The sequence below is a fragment of the Citrobacter freundii complex sp. CFNIH2 genome (assembly GCF_002880615.1).
GTDB classification, from domain to species: Bacteria; Pseudomonadota; Gammaproteobacteria; order Enterobacterales; family Enterobacteriaceae; genus Citrobacter_A; species Citrobacter_A amalonaticus_F.
This window is the reverse complement of record NZ_CP025757.1, coordinates 2868043-2890478: the sequence shown is the minus strand read 5'-3', so window position 1 is coordinate 2890478 and position 22436 is coordinate 2868043. Positions and strand designations below refer to the sequence as shown.

At 55.4% G+C, this 22436-nt stretch carries 19 protein-coding genes; 8 read left to right on the top strand and 11 right to left on the bottom strand.

Annotation, left to right across the window (positions count from 1 at the left end; all coding sequences use genetic code 11):
* Window positions 1–42 precede the first annotated feature (42 nt).
* Window positions 43–2433: a glucose/quinate/shikimate family membrane-bound PQQ-dependent dehydrogenase gene (locus WM46_RS14155; protein WP_102602594.1), complete on the bottom strand. Its 2391-nt coding sequence runs from the start codon at window positions 2431–2433 to the stop codon at window positions 43–45.
* Window positions 2434–2638: 205 nt separating this feature from the next.
* On the opposite strand from WM46_RS14155, the gene hpt reads away from it, so the two are divergent.
* Window positions 2639–3175, top strand: coding sequence for a hypoxanthine phosphoribosyltransferase (hpt, locus tag WM46_RS14150; RefSeq protein ID WP_042997896.1), 537 nt, complete (start codon window positions 2639–2641; stop codon window positions 3173–3175).
* A gap of 65 nt (window positions 3176–3240) precedes the next feature.
* Here hpt and can read toward each other — a convergent pair whose 3' ends face one another.
* On the bottom strand, window positions 3241–3903 hold the full coding sequence (can, locus tag WM46_RS14145) for a carbonate dehydratase (protein WP_061076458.1): 663 nt from the start codon (window positions 3901–3903) through the stop codon (window positions 3241–3243).
* Window positions 3904–4138: 235 nt separating this feature from the next.
* Between can and WM46_RS14140 the strand changes: the two genes are divergently transcribed.
* From WM46_RS14140 to WM46_RS14125, 4 genes are all read left to right on the top strand, one after another.
* Entirely contained in the window at window positions 4139–5065 is a 927-nt protein-coding gene (locus WM46_RS14140; protein ID WP_061076459.1) for an ABC transporter ATP-binding protein, read from the top strand.
* A complete protein-coding gene (locus WM46_RS14135; RefSeq protein ID WP_046475711.1) occupies window positions 5062–5832 on the top strand; it encodes an ABC transporter permease in 771 nt (256 codons plus the stop codon). Before WM46_RS14140 ends, WM46_RS14135 begins: the two co-directional genes overlap by 4 nt.
* Before the next feature lie 106 nt (window positions 5833–5938).
* The gene (locus WM46_RS14130; RefSeq protein ID WP_102602593.1) at window positions 5939–6379 is read left to right on the top strand and encodes a PTS sugar transporter subunit IIA; all 441 of its coding nucleotides are present in this window, start codon (window positions 5939–5941) and stop codon (window positions 6377–6379) included.
* A 64-nt stretch (window positions 6380–6443) separates the two neighbouring features.
* On the top strand, window positions 6444–7670 hold the full coding sequence (locus tag WM46_RS14125) for a polysaccharide deacetylase family protein (RefSeq protein WP_102602592.1): 1227 nt from the start codon (window positions 6444–6446) through the stop codon (window positions 7668–7670).
* 5 nt (window positions 7671–7675) lie between these two features.
* Here WM46_RS14125 and panD read toward each other — a convergent pair whose 3' ends face one another.
* The 9 genes from panD to thpR all read right to left on the bottom strand — a co-directional run bounded on the left by panD (window position 7676) and on the right by thpR (window position 14725).
* Window positions 7676–8056, bottom strand: a complete 381-nt coding sequence (panD, locus tag WM46_RS14120; RefSeq protein WP_042323756.1) for an aspartate 1-decarboxylase — start codon at window positions 8054–8056, stop codon at window positions 7676–7678.
* 93 nt (window positions 8057–8149) lie between these two features.
* On the bottom strand, window positions 8150–9004 hold the full coding sequence (gene panC / locus WM46_RS14115; RefSeq protein WP_102602591.1) for a pantoate--beta-alanine ligase: 855 nt from the start codon (window positions 9002–9004) through the stop codon (window positions 8150–8152).
* A gap of 11 nt (window positions 9005–9015) precedes the next feature.
* Window positions 9016–9807 (bottom strand): 3-methyl-2-oxobutanoate hydroxymethyltransferase, encoded by a 792-nt coding sequence (panB, locus tag WM46_RS14110; protein ID WP_061076463.1) that lies wholly within the window; start codon window positions 9805–9807, stop codon window positions 9016–9018.
* Between the two features lie 119 nt (window positions 9808–9926).
* Window positions 9927–10406: a 2-amino-4-hydroxy-6-hydroxymethyldihydropteridine diphosphokinase gene (gene folK / locus WM46_RS14105; RefSeq protein ID WP_061076464.1), complete on the bottom strand. Its 480-nt coding sequence runs from the start codon at window positions 10404–10406 to the stop codon at window positions 9927–9929.
* A complete protein-coding gene (gene pcnB / locus WM46_RS14100) occupies window positions 10403–11800 on the bottom strand; it encodes a polynucleotide adenylyltransferase PcnB (protein ID WP_205685287.1) in 1398 nt (465 codons plus the stop codon). Before pcnB ends, folK begins: the two co-directional genes overlap by 4 nt.
* A gap of 80 nt (window positions 11801–11880) precedes the next feature.
* Window positions 11881–12777, bottom strand: a complete 897-nt coding sequence (gluQRS, locus tag WM46_RS14095) for a tRNA glutamyl-Q(34) synthetase GluQRS (RefSeq protein ID WP_102602590.1) — start codon at window positions 12775–12777, stop codon at window positions 11881–11883.
* Window positions 12778–12841: 64 nt separating this feature from the next.
* Entirely contained in the window at window positions 12842–13297 is a 456-nt protein-coding gene (dksA, locus tag WM46_RS14090; protein WP_003829221.1) for an RNA polymerase-binding protein DksA, read from the bottom strand.
* Between the two features lie 177 nt (window positions 13298–13474).
* Window positions 13475–14179, bottom strand: coding sequence for a DNA/RNA nuclease SfsA (sfsA, locus tag WM46_RS14085; protein WP_102602589.1), 705 nt, complete (start codon window positions 14177–14179; stop codon window positions 13475–13477).
* Between the two features lie 15 nt (window positions 14180–14194).
* A complete protein-coding gene (gene thpR, locus WM46_RS14080; RefSeq protein WP_102602588.1) occupies window positions 14195–14725 on the bottom strand; it encodes an RNA 2',3'-cyclic phosphodiesterase in 531 nt (176 codons plus the stop codon).
* A gap of 73 nt (window positions 14726–14798) precedes the next feature.
* Here thpR and hrpB point away from each other — a divergent pair, with 73 nt between their 5' ends.
* The 3 genes from hrpB to fhuA all read left to right on the top strand — a co-directional run bounded on the left by hrpB (window position 14799) and on the right by fhuA (window position 22421).
* The gene (gene hrpB / locus WM46_RS14075) at window positions 14799–17228 is read left to right on the top strand and encodes an ATP-dependent helicase HrpB (protein WP_102602587.1); all 2430 of its coding nucleotides are present in this window, start codon (window positions 14799–14801) and stop codon (window positions 17226–17228) included.
* Between the two features lie 124 nt (window positions 17229–17352).
* A complete protein-coding gene (gene mrcB, locus WM46_RS14070; RefSeq protein ID WP_102602586.1) occupies window positions 17353–19884 on the top strand; it encodes a bifunctional glycosyl transferase/transpeptidase in 2532 nt (843 codons plus the stop codon).
* 284 nt (window positions 19885–20168) lie between these two features.
* Window positions 20169–22421, top strand: coding sequence for a ferrichrome porin FhuA (gene fhuA, locus WM46_RS14065; protein ID WP_102602585.1), 2253 nt, complete (start codon window positions 20169–20171; stop codon window positions 22419–22421).
* Window positions 22422–22436: the final 15 nt, after the last annotated feature.

The window sequence follows — 22436 nt, the reverse complement described above, 5'->3', positions numbered from 1 at the left end:
GCGTGGGATTTCCACGCTGTCTCTGCTGCAGAACCGACTGTCTTATTTCGCGTCGTCAGGCAATGCGTAAGCGACAATATAATCGCCCATCTTCGTACCAAACGAGCCGTGGCCCCCGGCTGAAATCACGACATACTGCTTGCCGTTCACCTCATAGGTCATCGGTGTGGCTTGTCCACCGGCCGGCAGACGTCCCTGCCACAGTTTCTCACCGTTGCTCATGTTATAGGCGCGCAGGTAGTTGTCCGCCGTGGCGGCAATAAACAGCACGTTGCCTGCCGTAGAGATAGGACCACCCAGCATCGGCATCCCCATATTGAACGATACCGGAATGGGCATCGGGAACGGCATGCTGTCCTGCGGTGTGCCAATGCGTTTTTTCCAGACCACGTCGTTGGTCTTCAGATCCAGCGCGGAGATATAACCCCAGGCTGGCTGTTTACACGGCAGACCAAACGGCGACAGGAACGGGTTCAGCGTGACGCCGTACGGCACGCCATACTGTGGCTGAATACCGGATTCGGTACCTGTGCCTTGCGCGTCTTTCGGCTGTTCCATCGGATTACCCGGACCACGCGGGATCAGCTTAGAGACAAACGGCAGCGCCATCGGGTTGGCAATCGCCACCTGACGGTTCGGATCGACCGAAATACCGCCCCATTCGAACATCCCGAGGTTACCCGGGAACACCAGCGTGCCCTGCTCAGACGGCGGAGTAAAGATGCCCTCATAGCGCATCTGGTGGAACATCACGCGGCACACCAGTTGGTCGAACATGGTGGCGCCCCACATATCCGCCCCGGTCAGATCTTTTTTCGGGCGGAAACTCAGTTCAGAGAACGGCTGCGTTTTGCTGACGTAATCGCCTTTCGCGGCACCCTGCGGAACCGGTTTTTCCGGTGCCGGAACGACCAGCTCGCCGTTACGGCGGTCGAGAACAAAGATGTTACCGGTTTTCGCTGGCGCGTAGATAACCGGCACTTTCTCACCGTTGACGGTAATATCCGCCAGCGTCGGCTGGGACGGCATGTCCATATCCCACAGATCGTGGTGAACGGTCTGATAGCTCCAGGCAAGTTTACCGGTGGTGGCGTTCAGCGCCACAATCGAGCTGGCATAGCGTTCCTGCTCTGGCGTACGGTTGCCACCCCAGATGTCCGGCGTGGTCACCCCCATCGGCAGATAGACCAGATCCAGCTTCGCGTCGTAGGCCGCCGGTGCCCATGAGTTAGGTGAGTTAAAGGTAAACGCATGTTCGTCAGACGGGATCGCATTCGGGTCTTTCGCACCCGGATCGAAGGCCCACAGCAGTTTGCCGTTATTGACGTCAAAACCACGGATCACGCCCGAGGTTTCGCGGGTGGAAAAGTTATCTGTTACCGAGCCAGCAATCACAATCGTTTTATCGGTGATGATCGGCGGCGATGTTGGCTCATACAGCCCCGGCGTGGTGTCCGGCATATTGGTCTGCAGATTCAGAATACCTTTGTTGGCAAAGGTTTCGCACAGCTTGCCGGTTTCCGCATTCACCGCAAACAGACGACCATCGTTTACTGGCAGGATGATGCGGCGTGGACAATCGGCAACCACTTCCGGTGAGGCGTTATCAGCTTTCGCTTCATGGTACGACACGCCGCGACAGGTCACGTGCTGGAAGCTGGTGTTGGTATTGAGTTGCGGATCGAAATGCCACTTCTCTTTACCGGTAGCGGCATCAAGCGCGAACAGACGCTGGTGTGCGGTACAAAGATACAGCGTATCGCCGACTTTAATTGGCGTCACTTCATTGGTGATCTCACCCGGATCGTTAGGCTGCTTCAGATCACCGGTGCGAAACACCCACGCTTCTTTCAGGTTATGGACGTTGTCGGCGTTGATCTGTTTGAGCGGCGAGAAGCGTTGGCCTTCCTGATTACGGCCATACGCCGGCCAGTCGTTGTCGGAGATCGTGGAGATGGCTTCAGCCGGCGTCGCATCGGCGCTCAGCGTGCCGTTGATTTCCTGTGGGTCATGGAAGCCCGCCCAGGTCAGGATCCCACCGCTGATCAGCAGGGCCACCACCAGAGCGGCGACGGCCCCCCTGGAAGGGATAATCAGGCGATGCCAGACAAAGGGTAAAATCAGCCAGATGCCGAAGAAGACCAGAATGTCGCTGCGCGGCGTGAGCGCCCAAAAATCGAACCCAACCTCCCACACGCCCCAGATCAGGGTGGCGAGGAGCAGGGCAGCGTACAGCCACAGCGCGGAACGCTGGCTGCGCCAGAGCATGACGGCGACGCCCAGCATGACAAGACCGGCGATCGGATAGTACCAGGAGCCGCCAATGGCGACCAACCAGCCTCCACCGATCAGGAGATACAGCCCGCTAAGCGCTGCAAAGAGGGCCGTTAACACCACGAGGAGCCGTGGTGAACGTGCGTTGTTATTTGCCATAAAAATACACCATCTCAATTTGTTAATTTTTTAGTAGCAATTAATTATAGGATTTAACAAGTGTGATCGTCATCACAAAATGAGCTTTATTAAGAGATGCCGCGGATAAATACTTTTACTGGTATACTGCATGCCTTGCACTTCGATGCTGTTCCGGTAGAAGCGGGCATTGAGTGATTTGTTTTTAAATCATATGGTTAGAGTTATGAAACATACTGTAGAAGTAATGATCCCCGAAGCGGAGATCAAAGCGCGGATTGCCGAACTGGGTCGTCAGATTACTGAACGTTACAAAGACAGCGGCAGTGACATGGTGCTGGTTGGTCTGCTGCGTGGCTCATTTATGTTTATGGCGGATCTGTGCCGTGAAGTGCAGGTATCTCATGAAGTCGATTTTATGACCGCCTCCAGCTACGGTAGCGGCATGTCCACCACCCGTGACGTCAAGATCCTCAAAGATCTCGATGAAGACATTCGCGGCAAAGACGTGCTGATTGTGGAAGATATTATTGACTCCGGCAACACGCTGTCGAAAGTGCGTGAAATCCTGAGTCTGCGTGAACCGAAATCTCTGGCGATTTGCACTCTGCTGGATAAACCCTCTCGCCGTGAAGTGAACGTTCCGGTCGAGTTTATCGGTTTCTCCATTCCGGATGAGTTCGTGGTGGGCTACGGTATTGATTACGCTCAGCGCTATCGTCATCTGCCGTATGTCGGCAAAGTGGTGCTGCTGGACGAGTAAGCGTAAAAAAGCCGGGAAAATCCCGGCGTTGACTGGATACATCCCCGGTGTATGACCGGGGATTTTTATTTGTGGTTGACGTGTTTCTGACTGAGGTTAGAAACGCCCTGGCGATAACGCTGCTCCAGGGTGGCGCGACTGGTCGCGGTCACTTCCAGATCGCGCAGCAGGCCGTCGTGAATACCGTATGCCCAGCCGTGGATAGTCACTTTCTGACCCCGTTTCCAGGCTGACTGCATGATGGTGGAGTGGCCCAGGTTATACACCTGTTCCATCACGTTCAGCTCGCACAGCGTGTCCATACGACGCTCTTGCGGCATATCGCCAAGCAATGAGCTATGTTTGAACCAGATATCACGGATATGCAGCAACCAGTTGTCGATGAGGCCCAGTTCCGGGTTATCGACCGCAGCCTGTACGCCGCCACACCCGTAGTGACCACAGATAATAATGTGTTCAACTTCGAGGACATCAACGGCATACTGAACAACAGAGAGGCAGTTGAGGTCGGTGTGGATGACCAGGTTGGCCACATTACGGTGGACAAATAATTCGCCCGGTTCAAGACCGGTTAAACGTTCTGCGGGAACGCGACTGTCGGAACATCCAATCCATAGAAAGCGTGGTTTCTGCGCTTGCGCCAGTTTCTCAAAAAATCCGGAATCCTCTTCCACCAGCATTTTTGACCATAGTGCATTGTTGCTGATGAGTGTATCTATGTCTTTCATGGAGGTTAACGACCTGTAACCAAATAAGTGCGTTGGGCTAATATAGGGCAACTCCGGGATTATTTAAACCACATAATATATACAAGATCATTCGAGGTGCATCGAGGCGGCAACTGAATGAATCCCCAGGAGCTTACATTTGTAAGTGACTGGGGTAAGTGAAGGCAGCCAACAAAGAGGCATCTTGAAGGATGCAGTATATTAAAGTGTAAGAACGTAAGGTAAGTAATTATTTATGACCATTGCACTGGAACTTCAACAACTTAAAAAAACCTATCCTGGCGGTGTTCAGGCGCTACGCGGGATAGATTTACAGGTCGAGGCGGGGGATTTTTACGCACTGCTGGGGCCGAACGGGGCAGGCAAGTCGACCACTATCGGTATCATCAGTTCGCTGGTGAACAAATCTTCCGGGCGCGTCAGCGTCTTTGGCTACGATCTCGAAAAAGATGTCGTCAATGCCAAACGCCAGCTGGGGCTGGTGCCGCAGGAATTTAACTTCAATCCGTTTGAGACCGTACAGCAGATTGTGGTCAATCAGGCGGGTTACTACGGCGTGGAGCGAAAAGAGGCGATTGATCGCAGCGAAAAGTATTTAAAACAGCTCGATTTGTGGGAAAAACGCAACGAACGTGCGCGGATGTTATCCGGTGGGATGAAGCGCCGTCTGATGATTGCCCGTGCGCTGATGCATGAGCCGAAGCTGCTGATCCTTGATGAACCGACAGCGGGCGTCGATATCGAACTTCGCCGCTCAATGTGGGGTTTTTTGAAGGATTTAAACGACAAAGGCACCACGATCATTCTGACCACTCACTACCTGGAAGAGGCGGAAATGCTCTGCCGCAATATCGGGATTATTCAGCACGGCGAGCTGGTCGAAAACACCTCGATGAAGAACCTGCTCTCTAAGCTCAAATCCGAAACCTTCATTCTCGATCTGGCGGCGAAAAGTCCGCTGCCGCAGCTGGAGGGCTATCACTACCGGCTGGTGGATACCTCAACGCTGGAAGTGGAAGTGTTGCGTGAGCAGGGCATTAACAGCGTATTCAGCCAGCTCAGCGCGCAGGGCATTCAGGTGCTGAGTATGCGTAACAAAGCGAACCGCCTTGAAGAGCTGTTTGTGTCACTGGTTCATGAAAAACAAGGAGATCGCGCATGATGCAGCTTTACTGGGTCGCGCTGAAAAGCATCTGGGCGAAAGAGATTAACCGCTTCATGCGGATCTGGATCCAGACGCTGGTGCCGCCCGTCATCACCATGACGCTCTATTTTATTATCTTCGGTAACCTGATTGGTTCTCGCATTGGCGAGATGCACGGTTTCAGCTATATGCAGTTTATCGTGCCGGGTCTGATCATGATGGCCGTCATCACCAACGCGTATGCAAACGTGGCGTCGTCATTTTTTAGCGCCAAGTTCCAGCGCAACATTGAAGAACTGCTGGTTGCGCCGGTGCCGACACACGTGATTATCGCCGGTTTTGTCGGTGGCGGTGTGGCGCGTGGACTGTGCGTCGGGGTTCTGGTGACGGCGATTTCACTGTTCTTTGTTCCGTTCCAGGTGCATTCGTGGCTGTTTGTGGCGCTGACGCTGGTTCTGACCGCGATTCTGTTTTCGCTGGCGGGTCTGTTGAACGCCGTATTCGCGAAAACCTTTGATGACATCAGCCTAATCCCGACTTTTGTCCTGACGCCGCTGACCTATCTCGGCGGCGTGTTCTACTCCCTGACGCTGCTGCCGCCGTTCTGGCAGGGGTTATCGCAACTGAACCCGATCGTCTACATGATCAGCGGCTTCCGCTACGGCTTCCTGGGTATTCACGACGTGCCGTTAGTGACCACGTTTGGCGTGCTGGTAGTCTTTATTGTGGCGTTTTATCTGCTGTGTTGGTCCTTAATCCAGCGCGGACGCGGGTTGCGTAGCTGATTGTTTTCGCCCTCTCCTTGCGGTAAGGAGAGGGCGATTTTTGACCATTGTCATCATTCTCCATTTGTCACTCTGATAAACTACTTGCCTGCTAATGAGGTGAGAAATGCTAGGCTGGGTCATTACCTGTCATGACGATAAGGCTGAGGAACTGCTGAGCCTTCTGGAAAAAAAACACGGCCCGCTGGCGCAATGCCGGGCGGTGAATTTTTGGCGTGGATTGAGCGCGAACATGCTGAGTCGGATGATGTGCGACGCATTACATGCTACGGATTCCGGTGAGGGCGTCATCTTTCTGACCGACCTGCCCGGTGCGGCGCCGTATCGCGTGGCCTCACTGATGAGCCATAAACATCCGCAATGTGAAGTGATCTCCGGTGTGAATGCGACGCTGTTGGGACACATGATTTCATCACGGGAATCTATGAGTAGTCAGGCGTTTCGCGACCAGATAGTTGCCCTCGGTGGGCCAGAAGTGACCAGCCTTTGGCATCAGCAACAGAAAAATCCCCCCTTTGTTCTGCTGCACGATTTGTATGAGTATTGATCATTCTTATTAATGAGGTGAATTGATACAATCGCTGCGTTGTTTCTTGCCCCGGTTATTGTTAATGATGAAATATTTGTTTCTGCTGTTGCTGTCCCTCTCTACAGTCGTCAGTGCGGCGTTGCCTGCTCGCTATATGCAAACCACTGAAGATGCGGCTATTTGGGCGCAAATTGGCGATGACATGGTGACCGTGGGGAATATTCGCGCCGGACAGATTATTTCTGTCATTCCGGTCGCGGCGGATTATTACGAATTCAAATTCGGCTTCGGCACCGGGTTCATTGACAAGGGCCATCTGGAGCCGGTGCAGGGTAAACAACGCGTTGAGGACAGCCTCGGCGATCTCAATAAACCGCTCAGCAATCAGAATCTGATCACCTGGCAAGCTACCCCCGTTTACAACGCACCGAATATTGGCAGTGCGCCGTTTGGCGTACTGGCGGATAACCTGCGTTATCCCATCATCAGTAAGCTGAAAGACCGGCTGAATCAAACCTGGTATCAGATTCGCATTGGCGACCGACTGGCCTGGATAAGTGCCCTCGATGCCCAGGAAGATCGTGGCTTGCCGGTGCTGACCTATCACCATATTCTGCGCGATGAAGAGAACACCCGTTTTCGTCATACCTCCACCACCACGTCAGTTCGCGCCTTCAGCAATCAGATGACCTGGCTGCGCGATCGCGGATACAGTACGCTGACGATGGCGCAACTGGAAGGTTATGTGCGTAACAACATGAATCTGCCCGCGCGAGCGGTGGTGATTACCTTTGATGACGGCCTGAAGTCGGTAAGTCGTTACGCTTATCCGGTGCTGAAGCAGTACGGGATGAAGGCCACGGCGTTTATTATCTCGTCGCGAATTAAAGTTCGCCCACAAAAATGGGATCCCAAATCGCTGCAGTTTATGAGCATTTCAGAACTCAATAGCATCCGCGACGTGTTTGACTTTCAGTCTCATACGCACTTTTTACATCGGGTCGACGGCTATCACCGGCCAATCCTGCTTAGTCGCAGCTATCACAATATTTTGTTTGATTTTGCACGCTCCCGGCGTGCGCTGGCCCCGTTTAACCCGAATGTACGCTATCTTTCCTATCCGTTTGGCGGCTATAACGCGACGGCCGTGAAAGCCGCGGAAGAGGCCGGATTTCACCTGGCGGTGACAACAGTAAAAGGGAAGGTGAAGCCGGGGGATAATCCGTTCTTGCTCAAACGCTTATACATCTTAAGAACGGATTCACTGGAGACCCTGTCGCGGCTGATCAGCAATCAGCCGCAGGGGTAGTTTACTTACGCAACCTGAACCGGAATGGCTTTCGCGGTGCGTTTCATTTCGTTGTCGCCTTCGAAGTAAGCGACCTTTGGCTGCCAGCGGCGCGCTTCTTCGTCAGACATGGTCACGAAGCTGGCGATGATCACAATGTCGCCCACGCTGGCACAGTGTGCCGCCGCGCCGTTGACGGAGATGATTCTGGAACCGCGCTCGGCGGCAATCGCATAGGTGGAAAAGCGTTTACCGTTGCTCACGTTCCAGATATCGATGGCTTCATTTTCGAGGATCCCGGCGGCATCCAGAAAATCCTGATCGATGGCGCAGGAACCTTCATAGTGCAGGTCCGCCTGAGTCACTTTCACGCGGTGGAGTTTGCCCTGCAGCATAGTGCGAATCATAACGTCTACCTTAAACTCGTATCGATAACGAAGCAGGTCGAAACCTGCTTTGAGAAATTTCTCAGGCAGTATTGCCCGATTTTTAACCCCTGTCTACTGGGTTAATGCAACCGTCTGATTGTCAATTAACCGTGCCTGGCCAAGCCATGCGGCAACCAGAATCACCGCACGCTGGCTGCTTTCGGTCAGTTCAAGCAGCGTGTCAGCATCGCGGATCTGAATGTCATCGGGGCGGAAGCCTTTTTCCGTCAGCTCCTGCTCGGCGATGGCAATAATCTCTTCCAGTTCACGCTCGCCGGCCTGCAGTTTTTCGCCAATGCGGCTCATCACTTTATACAAACCTGGGGCAATTTTTCGTTGTTCGGCCGTCAGATAACCGTTACGCGAACTCAGGGCTAAACCGTCTTTGGCGCGAATAATCGGCACGCCGACGATATCAATGTCGTAGCCCATATCGGCAACCATTTTGCGGATTAGCGCCAGTTGCTGGAAGTCTTTCTCGCCAAAGCAGGCGACGTCCGGTTGTACCAGATTGAATAACTTGCTGACGATGGTTGAAACCCCACGGAAATGGCCAGGGCGGCTGGCGCCTTCCAGCATCGTCGAGAGGCCAGGAACATCCACGTATGTCTGCCCGTCGGTGCCCTGAGGATAGATTTGGTCCGGCGCGGGAGCAAAGACGAAATCCACTTTACGCTTGTTCAGTTTTTCGCAGTCTTCCTGCAGCGTGCGCGGATAACGCACCAGATCGTCCGGACGGTCAAACTGCATCGGGTTGACGAAAATACTCACCACCACGATGTCCGCACGGGCTTTGGCTTCATCAACCAGCTTCATGTGGCCATCATGCAAGTTGCCCATCGTCGGGACCAGCGCAATGCGCTTCCCTTCCTGACGGGCTCTGCGGATATGCTGACGCAGCAGCGGCAGGGTTTCAATAATCAGCACGACAAGACTCCTTAATGGAAACTGTGTTCTTCGCCCGGATAGACGCCGGACTCAACCTCGGCAATATACTGCCGTACCGCGGCGCGCATGTCGCCTGCTTGCGTAAGGAAATTTTTGGCAAATTTCGGAATATGGCCGCCGGTGATGCCAAAGGCGTCGTGCATGACTAAAATTTGTCCGTCGGTCACGTTGCCGGCACCGATGCCGATAACCGGAATGGAGAGCGCGTCAGTTACGCGTCTGGCAAGTTCAACCGGGACGCATTCCAGCACGATGAGCTGCGCGCCTGCGGCTTCCAGCGCCAGGGCATCGTCCAGCAAAACCTGTCCGGCATCGCCACGACCCTGAATCTTATAGCCACCGAAGATATTGACCGACTGTGGGGTCAGCCCCAAATGTCCGCAGACCGGCACCGCACGTTCGGTGAGCATTTTCACGGTCTCCACCAGCCATGCGCCGCCTTCAATTTTGACCATGTTCGCACCCGCGCGCATGACGGTGGCTGAATTTTCAAAAGCCTGTTCCGGCGTCGCGTAAGCCATAAACGGCAGATCGGCGAGCAGCAGGCAATTTGGCGCGCCGCGACGCACCGCCCGCGTGTGGTAAGCGATATCCTCAACCGTCACCGGCAGGGTGGAGTCATGCCCTTGTACCGTCATCCCCAGGGAATCCCCGACCAGCATCACATTGATCCCTTCGTCGGCAAACAGTCTGGCGAAACTGTAGTCATAAGCAGTAATGGTGGCGAAGCGTTTTTTCTCTTGTTTGCACTTCTGCAACAGTGAGATGGTGGTCGGTTTCATAACATTTCCTGATGGTGAACGTCATATTTACCGGCATTCTAACAGTCACATTCAGTGGGGCAATTGTTTTAAGCAACTGTTTGCGCGAAAGCAATAAACAGGAAATGAGGCGAGGGCCATTACCAGAGTGCGGGTTTTTCTGCACCAAGATGAGCGAGTCTCTGTTGCAGCGAGGTACCGTCAGGGAAGTGCAGGTCAGGGGCGATTTCAAACAGCGGCCAGAGCATAAAACCGCGATTTTTCATATCGTAGTGTGGCACGGTCAGGCGTTCGCTGTTAATGACGCGATCGCCAAACAGCATGATATCCAGATCTAACGTGCGCGGTCCCCAGCGTTCGGCCTTACGTACCCGGCCCTGCTGAAGTTCGATGCGCTGGGTGTGGTCCAGCAGGGTTTCCGCTTCGAGCGTCGTTGCCAGCGCCACAGCGGCGTTCAGGTAATCGGGCTGATCCTGCGGGCCCAGCGGAGGGGTTCGATAAAAAGAAGAGAGGGCGACAATCCGGCTTTCGGGGATCTCGCCTATCGCGTTGACGGCAGCATTGACCTGCTCCAGAGGAGAGGCCAGATTACTGCCCAGTGCGATATAAACGAGGGTCATGCCGTTCCTTCACGACGCGGCGCACGCTTGCGCGGACGACGGTGACGACGGCGCGGCGATGGATCTTCATCCAGCTCGTTCAGCATGCCTTTCTGCTCTGGTGGCGCGGAAACCTGGAATTCGCCCCACCACTGCGCCAGACGCTGCAGTTCGGCATTGTTTTCCACTTCAGCGCGCAGAGCGAGTAAATCATATGCGGCGCGGAATTTCGGATGCTCCATCAGCTTCCACGCACGTTTACCCTGACGACGGGACATGCGCAGCTGTAGCTGCCAGATATCACGGGTCAGCGACGTGAGGCGTTTCGGTATCGCCAACGAACGACAGGCTTCATCAAGCACTTCATTCATCGCCAGCGCAAACGCATCATAGTAGGCCAGACCGCTTTCCTGGGCGATTTTCTGCGCCATTTCCAGCAGCGGATACCAGAACATCGCGGCAAACAGGAAGGCCGGGTTAACGCGCATATCGTTATGAATGCGGTTATCGGTGTTTTTCAGTACCTGCGCGATGATACGTTCCATTGCGCTGTCGCCATTCTCAGTGAAATAGCGCGTGATGGTCGGGAACAGTGGCTGGAACAGGCTGTATTCGCGCAGCTTTTTATAGGTTTCATAGCCGTAACCCGCCTGTAATAGCTTCAGCGCCTCTTCAAACAGGCGCGCGGGCGGGATATCGTTGAGCAGCGTGGCCAGGCGCGGGATCGGCTCTGCCGTTTCCGGGCTGATCTTCATATCGAGCTTGGCTGCGAAACGCACGGCGCGCAGCATCCGCACCGGATCTTCGCGATAACGGGTTTCCGGATTGCCGATCAGGCGAATCACGCCATCTTCCAGATCCTGCATGCCGCCGACATAGTCGCGGACGGTGAAATCGGCGACGCTGTAATAAAGGCTGTTAATGGTGAAGTCACGGCGCTGGGCGTCTTCTTCGATGGAGCCGAAAATATTGTCGCGCAGCAGCATGCCGTTTTGTCCGCGTTGGGACGTGGTGCGATCGCTTTCGCTGCCTTCGTGGTGACCACGAAAGGTGGCGACTTCAATAATTTCCGGGCCAAACATGACGTGCGCCAGACGGAAACGGCGGCCAACAAGACGGCAATTGCGGAACAGCTTGCGCACCTGGTCCGGCGTCGCATTGGTCGTGACGTCAAAATCTTTCGGTTTTTTGCCGAGCAGAAGGTCACGGACGCCACCGCCGACCAGCCAGGCTTCATATCCCGCTTTATTCAGCCTGTACATTACCTTCAGGGCATTTTCACTGATATCTTTGCGTGAAATAGCGTGCTGCTCGCGCGGGATGACCGTCATACGCGGACGGGCGACGGCAATTTCGGCCTCGCTCTCCTCGCGGCTTAGCACCTTGCGGCAAAAATTAGCGACTCGGGTAAAAATAGTGCACCTCGGTAGTGTCAAACAATATTCAGAATTCAGTTCAAATCGTTTGCTGTGTAAAAATAGCGGCTAATCATAGCTCAGCACGACGTATTTGAGAATGCCGGATTTACAATCGCCGATTCAGGTATCGTCGAAAGCGTCCAGTTTGCCACGGCGGAGGCCAGGATCTCGTCGACGCGCATCTCCTGCCACGGCAAATCGCTCTGTTGCCCGAGAAAGCGCAGCGCGTCGATGAGAACAGGGCGCGGATCGCCGTGCGGCAAGGCAGGGGCATGATTCTGTTTGGAAAGTTTAGCGCCTTGTTCATTGAGCGCCAGCGGCAGATGAATATAGTCAGGGGGCGTCCAGCCGAACTGCTGGTACAGCGAGATCTGGCGCACCGTCGGTTCGATCAAATCGGCGCCGCGCACGATTTCGCTGACCCCCTGAAAATGGTCATCCACCACCACCGCCAGGTTATAGGCGAATAGCCCATCACGGCGATGGATAATAAAATCCTCTCTCGCCAGTCGTTCGTCAGCCTGAATGTCTCCGCGCAGCCGATCGTGAAAACGGGTGACAGGTTGCCGCTGTTTAATCCGCACCGCCGCCTGCTCTGGCCCGTGATGTAACTCGCGGCAATGACCATCGTAAATTCCGCCAATGCTCTGGATCCGCGCACGGGTACAGGTGCAGTAGTAGCTCAGCCCCCGGTCATATAACCAGGCGAGCGCGTCGCGGTAGGCGTCATGGCGCTGCGACTGCCATAAAATATCGCCATCCCAGTGCAGGCCGTAATGTTCCAGTTGACGCAGAATAGTGTCGGCGGCACCGGGAACTTCACGAGGGGGATCAATATCTTCTATACGTACTCGCCATATTCCCTGACGGGCGCGAGCCTGTAAGTAGCTGCCCAGTGCAGCAATGAGGGAGCCAAAATGCAGTTCACCGGAAGGTGATGGGGCGAATCGGCCAATATAGTGTGAGTCAGTCATCTTTGCGTAAAAATGAACAGGCGGGGAAAGCCCCGCCTGTTGTAAACGTTTCAAACGCCAGGCCTTAGCCAGCCATTTGTTTTTCGCGAATTTCAGCCAGCGTTTTGCAGTCGATGCACAGATCGGCTGTTGGACGCGCTTCCAGGCGACGAATACCAATTTCCACACCGCAGGATTCGCAGTAGCCGAAATCTTCGTCTTCAACCTTCTTCAGCGTTTTCTCGATCTTTTTGATCAGTTTGCGCTCACGGTCACGGTTACGCAGTTCGAGGCTGAACTCTTCTTCCTGTGCGGCACGGTCTACCGGGTCCGGGAAGTTGGCAGCTTCATCCTGCATATGAGTAACGGTGCGATCGACTTCATCCCTAAGTTGATTACGCCATGCTTCAAGAATACGCCTGAAGTGCGACAGCTGGGCTTCGTTCATATACTCTTCGCCCGGTTTCTCCTGGTACGGCTCCACCCCAGCGATGGCGAGAATACTCAGGGACGATGTTTTACGGTTTTGCCCTTCTTGCATGTTGCTTCTCCTTAACACGCACTATCGATCCCCATGTTCGGGGGAAAAATCAGGTCGCTATAAATAGCAGATGCTTTTCCGGATAGCAATTAACTAAACGTAACACTTGACAACCCTGTGAGGAAAAGCGTATTTGCGCACGCGACCAGAATACTAAATAACCAATTGTTTACAACACTATAAAGTGACAGTTAATGGCTCTATCAGAGTCATACTATCGGCAGAAAGTTCCGCTTTATAAACCAGAATTTCTACCCCCTTACGCTGTGCTTCGAACAATAGTTGCGCATATTTCGCGTCAATATGGCGCGCGGGTGAAAACCGTGTAATGGCGGAGTGCAGGACGGCAAAGAAAATCACTGCGCGTTTGCCCTCAGCCGCTACGCTCATCAGTTCCCGAAGATGTTTCTGACCTCGTTCAGTGATGGCATCGGGAAAATAACCAAAATCCTTTTCCGCTAACGTTACCGATTTCACTTCAATATAGCAGTCAGGCCGCGAATCTGCCTGTAACATAAAATCGATGCGGCTCCGTTCGGCGCCGTATTTTACTTCGCTTTTCAGCGTGGAATAACCTGAAAGTTCTGAAACTCGCCCCTGTTCAATGGCCTCTTTCGTCAGCCTGTTAGCCCACAACGTATTCACACAAATTAACGCGCCCGTCTGGGTTTGCGTTAATTCCCAGGTGTGCGGATATTTGCGTTTACTATTCTCCGACGTCGAATACCAGACCGTATGGCCGGGCGTTGCACACCCGGTCATCGCCCCGGTGTTGGGGCAGTGTAGCGTGAGTTCAGTCCCGTCAGGTGTGATCACATCGGCTAAAAAGCGTTTATACCGCTGAACCAGCGTCGCGCGCTGGAGAGGAGGAGTAAATTGCATCACGCATTTCCTTAATTAGTCGGTGAGCGTCCAGCGCTGAAGTTTGGCGTAACGCGTGCGTCCCCGGGAAAAAGAAGAGGCATACAGGGCAAATTCCGTCACCGGAAATGACCAGCCAAAGCCAGGCGGCGGGATCGCCACGGCGTGACTGGCATCGCGCAGCAGCGTTACGTGAGGATGAAACGGCTGCGGACTCTGGTAACAACCGCTGCGCGCCGCCTGGGCTCGCAGGATATTGGCCAGTTGCAACAGCCCACGCGGGGACTGACGCGTCCCCAGCCAGACGACGCGAGAGCGTAACCACTGCCCGGCATCATCGAGATTGAGCGTAAAACCGGGCTGGCGAATGCGTCCGGCAAGGGCGATCAGCGCCTGTTGTTTGTCAGCGCTCACATCGCCTAAAAACGCCAACGTTAAATGCAGGTTTTCGGCCGCGACCGGTCGCCCCGCTTCAGGGGGGAAATGCGCCGCTCGCCACGAGATAATTTGCTCACGTACGGTAGCAGGCAGTTCGATGGCAAAGAACAGCCGTTTCGGCTCAGACATCTTAGGTACTCGGTTATGAATTAACGCGATGCTACAATGCGGCGCGAAGAATGTTAACCCTCTGGAGCCATTTGTGACGTCGTTACCTGTTGCTGCTGTACTCCCTGAATTGCTTACCGCCCTGGATTCTGCGCCGCAGGTTCTGCTGAGCGCGCCGACGGGCGCCGGTAAGTCAACCTGGTTGCCGCTGCAGTTTCTGGCGCATAAAGGGGTCGAAGGGCGGATTATCCTGCTGGAACCGCGTCGCCTGGCGGCACGAAACGTGGCGCAAAGGCTTGCGGAATTACTCAATGAAAAGCCCGGCGAGACGGTCGGTTACCGGATGCGGGCGCAATCCTGCGTCGGGCCAGCAACACGGCTTGAGGTGGTCACCGAAGGGGTTCTGACGCGTATGATCCAGCGTGACCCGGAGCTCAGCGGCGTTGGGCTGGTGATCCTCGATGAATTTCACGAACGCAGTTTACAGGCGGATCTCGCGCTGGCGCTGCTGCTGGATGTGCAGCAAGGGTTGCGCGACGATCTCAAACTGCTGATCATGTCCGCCACGCTGGATAACGATCGCCTGCAACAGTGCCTGCCGGATGCGCCGGTGATTGTTTCCGAAGGGCGCGCCTTCCCCGTTGAGCGTCGTTATCAGCCGCTGGCGTCGCAATTGCGTTTTGACGAAGCCGTGGCCGTCGCCAGCGCCGAACTACTGCGCAAAGAGCCCGGCTCGCTACTGCTGTTTTTACCCGGTGTCGGGGAGATCCTGCGCGTACAGGAACAATTAAGTTCGCGAGTCGGCAGCGATGTGCTGCTGTGTCCGTTGTATGGCGCGCTGTCGCTCAACGATCAGCGCAAAGCGATTTTGCCGGCCCCGGAAGGAATGCGCAAAGTTGTGTTGGCAACCAACATTGCCGAGACCAGTCTGACCATTGAGGGGATTCGACTGGTGGTGGATTGCGCGCAGGAGCGGGTGGCGCGATTTGATGCGCGCACCGGATTGACCCGGCTTATCACTCAGCGCATTAGTCAGGCCTCAATGACCCAGCGTGCCGGGCGTGCCGGGCGTCTGGAGCCGGGGATCTGTTTGCATCTGCTGGCGAAAGAGCAGGCGGAACGTGCGGCGGCGCAGGGGGATCCTGAGATGTTGCACAGCGATCTCTCCGGTTTGCTGATGGAGTTGTTGCAGTGGGGATGTCGCGATCCCGCGCAACTCACCTGGCTGGATCGGCCGCCTGCCATCAACTTACAGGCGGCGAAACGATTGCTGTGCATGCTGGGCGCGCTGGATGGCGAACAACTTAGTGCAACGGGACAAAAAATGGCGGCGTTGGGTAACGACCCGCGCCTGGCCGCGATGTTAGTCAGTGCTTCCACACCCGACGACGCAGCTACGGCGGCAAAGCTGGCAGCCATTCTTGAAGAGCCGCCGCGGATGGGCAATACCGATCTTGGTGTGGCGTTTTCCCGCCATCAGCCCGCCTGGCAGCAGCGTAGTCAGCAACTCCTTAAACGTCTGAATGTCCGTAACGGCGAAGCGGATACGTCGCGCATCGCCCCGCTGCTGGCCCGGGCCTTTGCCGATCGTATCGCGCGTCGACGCAGCCAGGACGGGCGTTATCAACTGGCGAATGGCATGGGCGCGGCGCTGGACGTCGATGATGCGCTGGGGCGGCACGAATGGCTGATTGCGCCGCTGTTGTTGCAGGGCAGCGCGTCGCCGGATGCCAGGATCCTGCTGGCGCTGCCGCTCGATATCGACGCGCTTATCTCACGTTGTCCTGAACTGCTACAGCAGTCTGATACCATTGAGTGGGATGAGGCGCAGGGGACGCTGAAAGCCTGGCGCAGAATGCGGATAGGCGAACTGACGGTCAAAGTCCAGCCGCTGGCAAAACCGTCTGAAGACGAGTTGCATCTGGCGATGCTTAACGGTATCCGTGATAAAGGCCTGAGCGTGCTCAACTGGACGCCTGCGGCAGAACAACTGCGTTTACGTTTGCACTGTGCGGCGAAATGGCTGCCGGAGTATGACTGGCCTGCGGTGGACGATCGGACATTGCTGGCCTCGCTGGAGAACTGGCTGCTGCCGCATATGAGCGGCGTGCATTCGCTGCGCGGCCTGAAATCACTGGATGTTCACCAGGCATTGAGCGGATTACTGGATTATTCCCTACAGCAACGTCTGGTGAGTTCGTTACCCACACATTACACTGTGCCGACGGGAAGCCGGATAGCCATTCGTTATCACGAAGATAACCCGCCGGCGCTGGCGGTCCGAATGCAGGAGATGTTTGGCGAGGCCAGCACGCCGACGATTGCTGAGGGCCGCGTGCCGCTGGTGCTGGAGCTCTTATCCCCCGCACAGCGACCGTTGCAGATTACCCGGGATTTGGCCGCGTTCTGGCAAGGGTCGTATCGCGACGTGCAAAAAGAGATGAAAGGGCGCTACCCCAAACATGTCTGGCCGGACGATCCGGCGAACACGGCGCCGACGCGGCGCACCAAAAAGTATTCGTAGGCCGGATAAGGCGTTTATGCCGTATCCGGAAAAAGAGCAGTAAAATTGAGAGATTTCTTCTTCTGTCTTCTGACGGAAGAACAGAGAATCAGGCCTTTGCGCCTGAATGTTGCGGAGAAAAAGCATGGCCGGGAATGACCGCGAGCCAATTGGACGCAAAGGGAAATCCACGCGTCCGGTGAAACAAAAGGTGAGCCGTCGCCAACTCAGAGATGATGAGTACGACGACGAATATGATGATGACTATGAGGATGAAGAACCGATGCCGCGTAAAGGTAAAGGCAAAGGGCGTAAGCCTCGTGGTAAGCGCGGCTGGTTGTGGCTGCTGCTGAAAATTGCGATTGTTTTTGCGGTACTGCTTGCCATCTACGGCGTCTATCTGGATCAAAAAATCCGTAGCCGTATCGATGGCAAAGTCTGGCAGTTGCCGGCGGCAGTGTATGGCCGAATGGTCAACCTTGAGCCGGAAATGTCGGTCAGCAAAAATGAAATGGTTAAGCTGCTGGAAGCCACCCAGTACCGTCAGGTCAGCAAGATGACACGTCCTGGCGAGTTTACCGTTCAGGCGAACAGTATTGAGATGATCCGTCGTCCGTTTGATTTCCCGGACAGCAAAGAGGGTCAGGTGCGCGCGCGTCTGACGTTCGATGGCGGTCGCCTGGATACCATCGTCAACATGGACAACAACCGCCAGTTCGGTTTCTTCCGTCTCGATCCGCGTTTGATCACTATGCTGTCGTCGCCAAACGGCGAACAGCGTCTGTTTGTCCCGCGCAGTGGCTTCCCGGATCTGCTGGTGGACACGCTGCTGGCGACCGAAGACCGTCATTTCTATGAGCATGACGGGGTGAGTCTGTACTCTATCGGTCGCGCGGTGCTGGCGAACCTGACCGCCGGACGCACGGTACAGGGGGCAAGTACCCTGACCCAACAGCTGGTGAAAAACCTGTTCCTCTCCAGCGAACGTTCGTACTGGCGTAAGGCTAACGAAGCCTATATGGCGCTGCTGATGGATGCGCGCTACAGCAAAGATCGCATTCTTGAGCTGTATATGAACGAGGTGTATCTCGGTCAGAGCGGCGATAACGAAATCCGCGGCTTCCCGTTGGCAAGTCTGTACTACTTTGGTCGTCCGGTAGAAGAACTGAGTCTTGATCAGCAGGCGCTGCTGGTGGGGATGGTGAAAGGGGCCTCAATCTACAATCCATGGCGCAACCCGAAACTGGCGCTTGAACGTCGTAACCTGGTGCTGCGTCTGCTGCAACAACAGCAGGTGATCGATCAGGAACTGTACGACATGCTGAGCGCGCGTCCGTTAGGCGTGCAGCCGCGCGGTGGGGTGATCTCGCCACAGCCTGCGTTTATGCAGATGGTGCGTCAGGAGTTGCAGGCGAAGCTGGGTGATAAAGTAAAAGATCTCTCCGGCGTGAAGATCTTCACCACCTTTGACTCTGTCGCCCAGGATGCCGCCGAGAAAGCCGCCGTTGACGGCATTCCGGAACTGAAGAAACAGCGCAAGCTGAGCGATCTGGAAACGGCGATTGTGGTGGTTGACCGCTTCAGTGGCGAAGTTCGCGCCATGGTCGGCGGCGCTGAGCCGCAGTTCGCTGGCTATAACCGCGCGATGCAGGCGCGTCGTTCGATTGGTTCACTGGCCAAACCGGCGACCTATCTGACCGCGCTGAGCCAGCCGAAAATCTATCGCCTGAATACCTGGATTGCCGATGCGCCGATTGCGCTGCGTCAGCCAAACGGCCAGGTGTGGTCGCCGCAGAACGATGACCGTCGCTACAGCGAAAGCGGAAAAGTGATGCTGGTGGATGCGTTGACGCGTTCTATGAACGTGCCGACGGTCAATCTGGGGATGGCACTCGGCTTGCCGGCTGTTACCGACACCTGGCTGAAGCTGGGCGTGCCGAAAGAGCAGTTGCATCCGGTTCCGGCTATGCTGCTGGGGGCGCTGAACCTGACGCCGATTGAAGTGGCACAGGCGTTCCAGACGATCGCCAGCGGCGGTAACCGTGCGCCGCTTTCCGCGCTGCGTTCGGTCATTGCTGAAGACGGCACGGTGCTGTATCAGAGCTTCCCGCAGGCGGAGCGTGCCGTTCCGGCGCAGGCCGCCTATATGACGCTGTGGACGATGCAGCAGGTTGTGCAGCGCGGCACCGGTCGTCAGCTTGGCGCGAAGTATCCGAATCTGCATCTGGCGGGTAAAACCGGGACCACGAACAACAACGTCGATACCTGGTTTGCCGGTATTGACGGCAGTCAGGTGACCATCACCTGGGTGGGCCGCGATAACAACCAGCCGACGAAGCTGTACGGGGCGAGCGGGGCGATGTCGATTTATCAGCGCTATCTGGCTAACCAGACGCCGACGCCGCTAACGCTGACGCCGCCGGAGGATATTGCGGAGATGGGCGTCGACTATGACGGCAACTTTGTCTGCAGTGGCGGTATGCGCACGTTGCCAGTCTGGACCTCCGATCCCGACTCGCTCTGCCAGCAGGGCGAAATGATGCAGCAGCCGACCGGGAACCCGTTCGATCAATCTTCTCAGCCGCAGCAACCGCAGCAGCAACAGCCGCCGAAGGAAGAGAAGAAAGACAGCGATGGCGTGGCGGGATGGATTAAGGATATGTTCGGCAGTAACTAATCGCCGTGCCGGATGGCGCTTCGCTTATCCGGCCTACAGGGCTCATGCAGGTATTGGGTTGGTAGGCCGGATAAGGCGTTTTCGCCGCCATCCGGCAATGACTTCGCAGAAACATTTCCGACTTCTTTCTTAACCCTTTCTTTTCATCTGGATATTTCTTAACCCCTTAGTTTTGGTGGGGACGCGTATCGCTTGCTATCGCGACCGCGTTTCGAATATTATTCTGCCGTCATAATAATAATTCTCGTTTACGTTATCATTCACTTTCCATCAGAGATATACCAATGGCGCGTCAAAAAACTGCTCAGCCAAAACACTCGCTGCGTAAAATCGCAGTTGTAGTAGCCACAGCGGTTAGCGGCATGTCTGTCTATGCACAGGCGGCGGTTGAACCGAAAAAAGAAGACACTATCACCGTAACCGCTGCTCCTGCTCCGCAGGAAAGTGCGTGGGGCCCGGCGGCAACCATCGCGGCACGCCAGTCAGCCACCGCGACCAAAACAGATACCCCGATTCAGAAAGTTCCCCAGTCTATTTCTGTGGTGACTGCTGAAGAGATGGCGTTGCACCAGCCGAAATCCGTGAAAGAGGCGCTCAGCTATACGCCTGGCGTTGCCGTGGGAACGCGTGGCGCATCTAATACCTATGACTACCTGATCATTCGCGGTTTCGCTGCCGACGGCCAAAGTCAGAATAACTATCTGAATGGCCTGAAGATGCAGGGGAACTTTTACAACGATGCGGTGATTGATCCTTATATGCTGGAACGCGCAGAAGTGATGCGTGGGCCGGTTTCTGTTTTGTACGGTAAGAGCAACCCGGGCGGTTTGTTGAACATGGTCAGCAAGCGTCCAACCACCGAGCCGCTGAAAGAAGTTCAGTTTAAAATGGGCACTGACAGCCTGTTCCAGACTGGTTTTGACTTCAGCGATGCGCTGGATGATGACGGCGTTTACTCTTATCGCTTAACCGGTCTGGCTCGCTCGGCGAATGCGCAGCAGCAGGGTGCGGAAGAACAGCGTTATGCCATCGCGCCGTCCTTTAGCTGGCGTCCGGATGACAAGACCAATTTCACGTTCCTGTCTTACTTCCAGAACGAACCCGAGACCGGTTACTACGGTTGGTTGCCGAAAGAGGGGACCGTCAGCACGCTGCCGAACGGTAAGCGTCTGTCGACCGACTTCAACGAAGGCGCGAACAACAATACCTACTCTCGTAATGAGAAGATGGTTGGTTACAGCTTCGATCACGAATTCAACGATACCTTTACCGTGCGTCAAAACCTGCGTTACGCGGAAAACGAAGTTTCGCAGAACAGCGTCTACGGATACGGCATGTGCTCCGATCCGCTCTATTCGAGCAACCCGAGTACCAGCCCTTGCGCCAGCGTGCCGCAGTCACAGTGGGGCCATACGCTGACCCGTCAGTACGTGGATGATCACGAGAAACTGCAGAACTTCTCTGTGGATACTCAACTGCAAAGCAAGTTTGCGACCGGTTCTCTGGATCATACCCTGCTGACCGGCGTTGACTTTATGCGCATGCGTAACGATATCGACTCCTGGTTTGGCTGGGCGGGTTCGGTTGCGCCATCTGACATCTACAACCTTGATCGCAGCGACTTCGATTTTGGCTCACACCCTGGGCCTGGCGCCGCTTACCGCGTATTGAACAAGCAGAAGCAGACCGGCGTGTACGCCCAGGATCAGATGCAGTGGGATAAAGTGCTGGTGACCCTGGGTGGGCGTTATGACTGGGCGCAGCAGGACACTCTGGATCGTGAAGAGAATACTCAGCACTCGCGTAATGATAACGAGTTCACCTGGCGCGGCGGTGTAAACTACCTGTTCGACAACGGCGTGACCCCGTACTTCAGCTACAGCGAGTCGTTCGAGCCGGCTTCTACCGTGGGCGCGAACGGCAGCATCTTTGCTCCGTCTAAAGGCAAGCAGTACGAAGCAGGCGTGAAATATGTCCCGAGCGATCGTCCGATCGTGCTCACCGGCGCAGTCTATCAGTTGACCAAAACCAACAACCTGATGGCCGATCCTAACGGTTCGTTCTTCTCGGTTGAAGGCGGTGAGATTCGTTCACGCGGCGTCGAAGTGGAAGCGAAAGCGGCGCTGTCTGCCAGCGTTAACGTGGTCGGTTCCTACACCTATACGGATGCGGAATACACCACCGACACCAACTACAAAGGCAACACTCCGGCGCAGGTGCCCAAACATATGGCGTCGCTGTGGGGCGATTACACGATGTTTGACGGCCCGCTCTCCGGTCTGACCCTGGGCACCGGCGTTCGCTATACCAGCTCCAGCTATGGCGATCCGGCGAACTCCTTTAAAGTCGGCAGCTACACCCTGGTGGATGCGCTGGTTCGTTACGACCTGGCACGCTTGGGCATGGCGGGTTCCAACGTCGCGCTGCATGTCAACAACCTGTTCGACCGCGAATACGTCGCCAGCTGCTTTAACACCTATGGCTGCTTCTGGGGCGCGGAACGTCAGGTGGTTGCTACCGCAACCTTCCGTTTCTAATTTTTCTTTGGGCAC

Excerpts from the sequence above, each read along its gene's own strand:
- WM46_RS14155 (WP_102602594.1), bottom strand. The coding sequence starts at position 2,433 with ATGGCAAATAACAACGCACGTTCACCACGGCTCCTCGTGGTGTTAACG.
- hpt (WP_042997896.1), top strand. The coding sequence starts at position 2,639 with ATGAAACATACTGTAGAAGTAATGATCCCCGAAGCGGAGATCAAAGCG.
- can (WP_061076458.1), bottom strand. The coding sequence starts at position 3,903 with ATGAAAGACATAGATACACTCATCAGCAACAATGCACTATGGTCAAAA.
- WM46_RS14140 (WP_061076459.1), top strand. The coding sequence starts at position 4,139 with ATGACCATTGCACTGGAACTTCAACAACTTAAAAAAACCTATCCTGGC.
- WM46_RS14135 (WP_046475711.1), top strand. The coding sequence starts at position 5,062 with ATGATGCAGCTTTACTGGGTCGCGCTGAAAAGCATCTGGGCGAAAGAG.
- WM46_RS14130 (WP_102602593.1), top strand. The coding sequence starts at position 5,939 with ATGCTAGGCTGGGTCATTACCTGTCATGACGATAAGGCTGAGGAACTG.
- WM46_RS14125 (WP_102602592.1), top strand. The coding sequence starts at position 6,444 with ATGATGAAATATTTGTTTCTGCTGTTGCTGTCCCTCTCTACAGTCGTC.
- panD (WP_042323756.1), bottom strand. The coding sequence starts at position 8,056 with ATGATTCGCACTATGCTGCAGGGCAAACTCCACCGCGTGAAAGTGACT.
- panB (WP_061076463.1), bottom strand. The coding sequence starts at position 9,807 with ATGAAACCGACCACCATCTCACTGTTGCAGAAGTGCAAACAAGAGAAA.
- folK (WP_061076464.1), bottom strand. The coding sequence starts at position 10,406 with ATGACCCTCGTTTATATCGCACTGGGCAGTAATCTGGCCTCTCCTCTG.
- gluQRS (WP_102602590.1), bottom strand. The coding sequence starts at position 12,777 with ATGACTGACTCACACTATATTGGCCGATTCGCCCCATCACCTTCCGGT.
- dksA (WP_003829221.1), bottom strand. The coding sequence starts at position 13,297 with ATGCAAGAAGGGCAAAACCGTAAAACATCGTCCCTGAGTATTCTCGCC.
- sfsA (WP_102602589.1), bottom strand. The coding sequence starts at position 14,179 with ATGCAATTTACTCCTCCTCTCCAGCGCGCGACGCTGGTTCAGCGGTAT.
- thpR (WP_102602588.1), bottom strand. The coding sequence starts at position 14,725 with ATGTCTGAGCCGAAACGGCTGTTCTTTGCCATCGAACTGCCTGCTACC.
- mrcB (WP_102602586.1), top strand. The coding sequence starts at position 17,353 with ATGGCCGGGAATGACCGCGAGCCAATTGGACGCAAAGGGAAATCCACG.
- fhuA (WP_102602585.1), top strand. The coding sequence starts at position 20,169 with ATGGCGCGTCAAAAAACTGCTCAGCCAAAACACTCGCTGCGTAAAATC.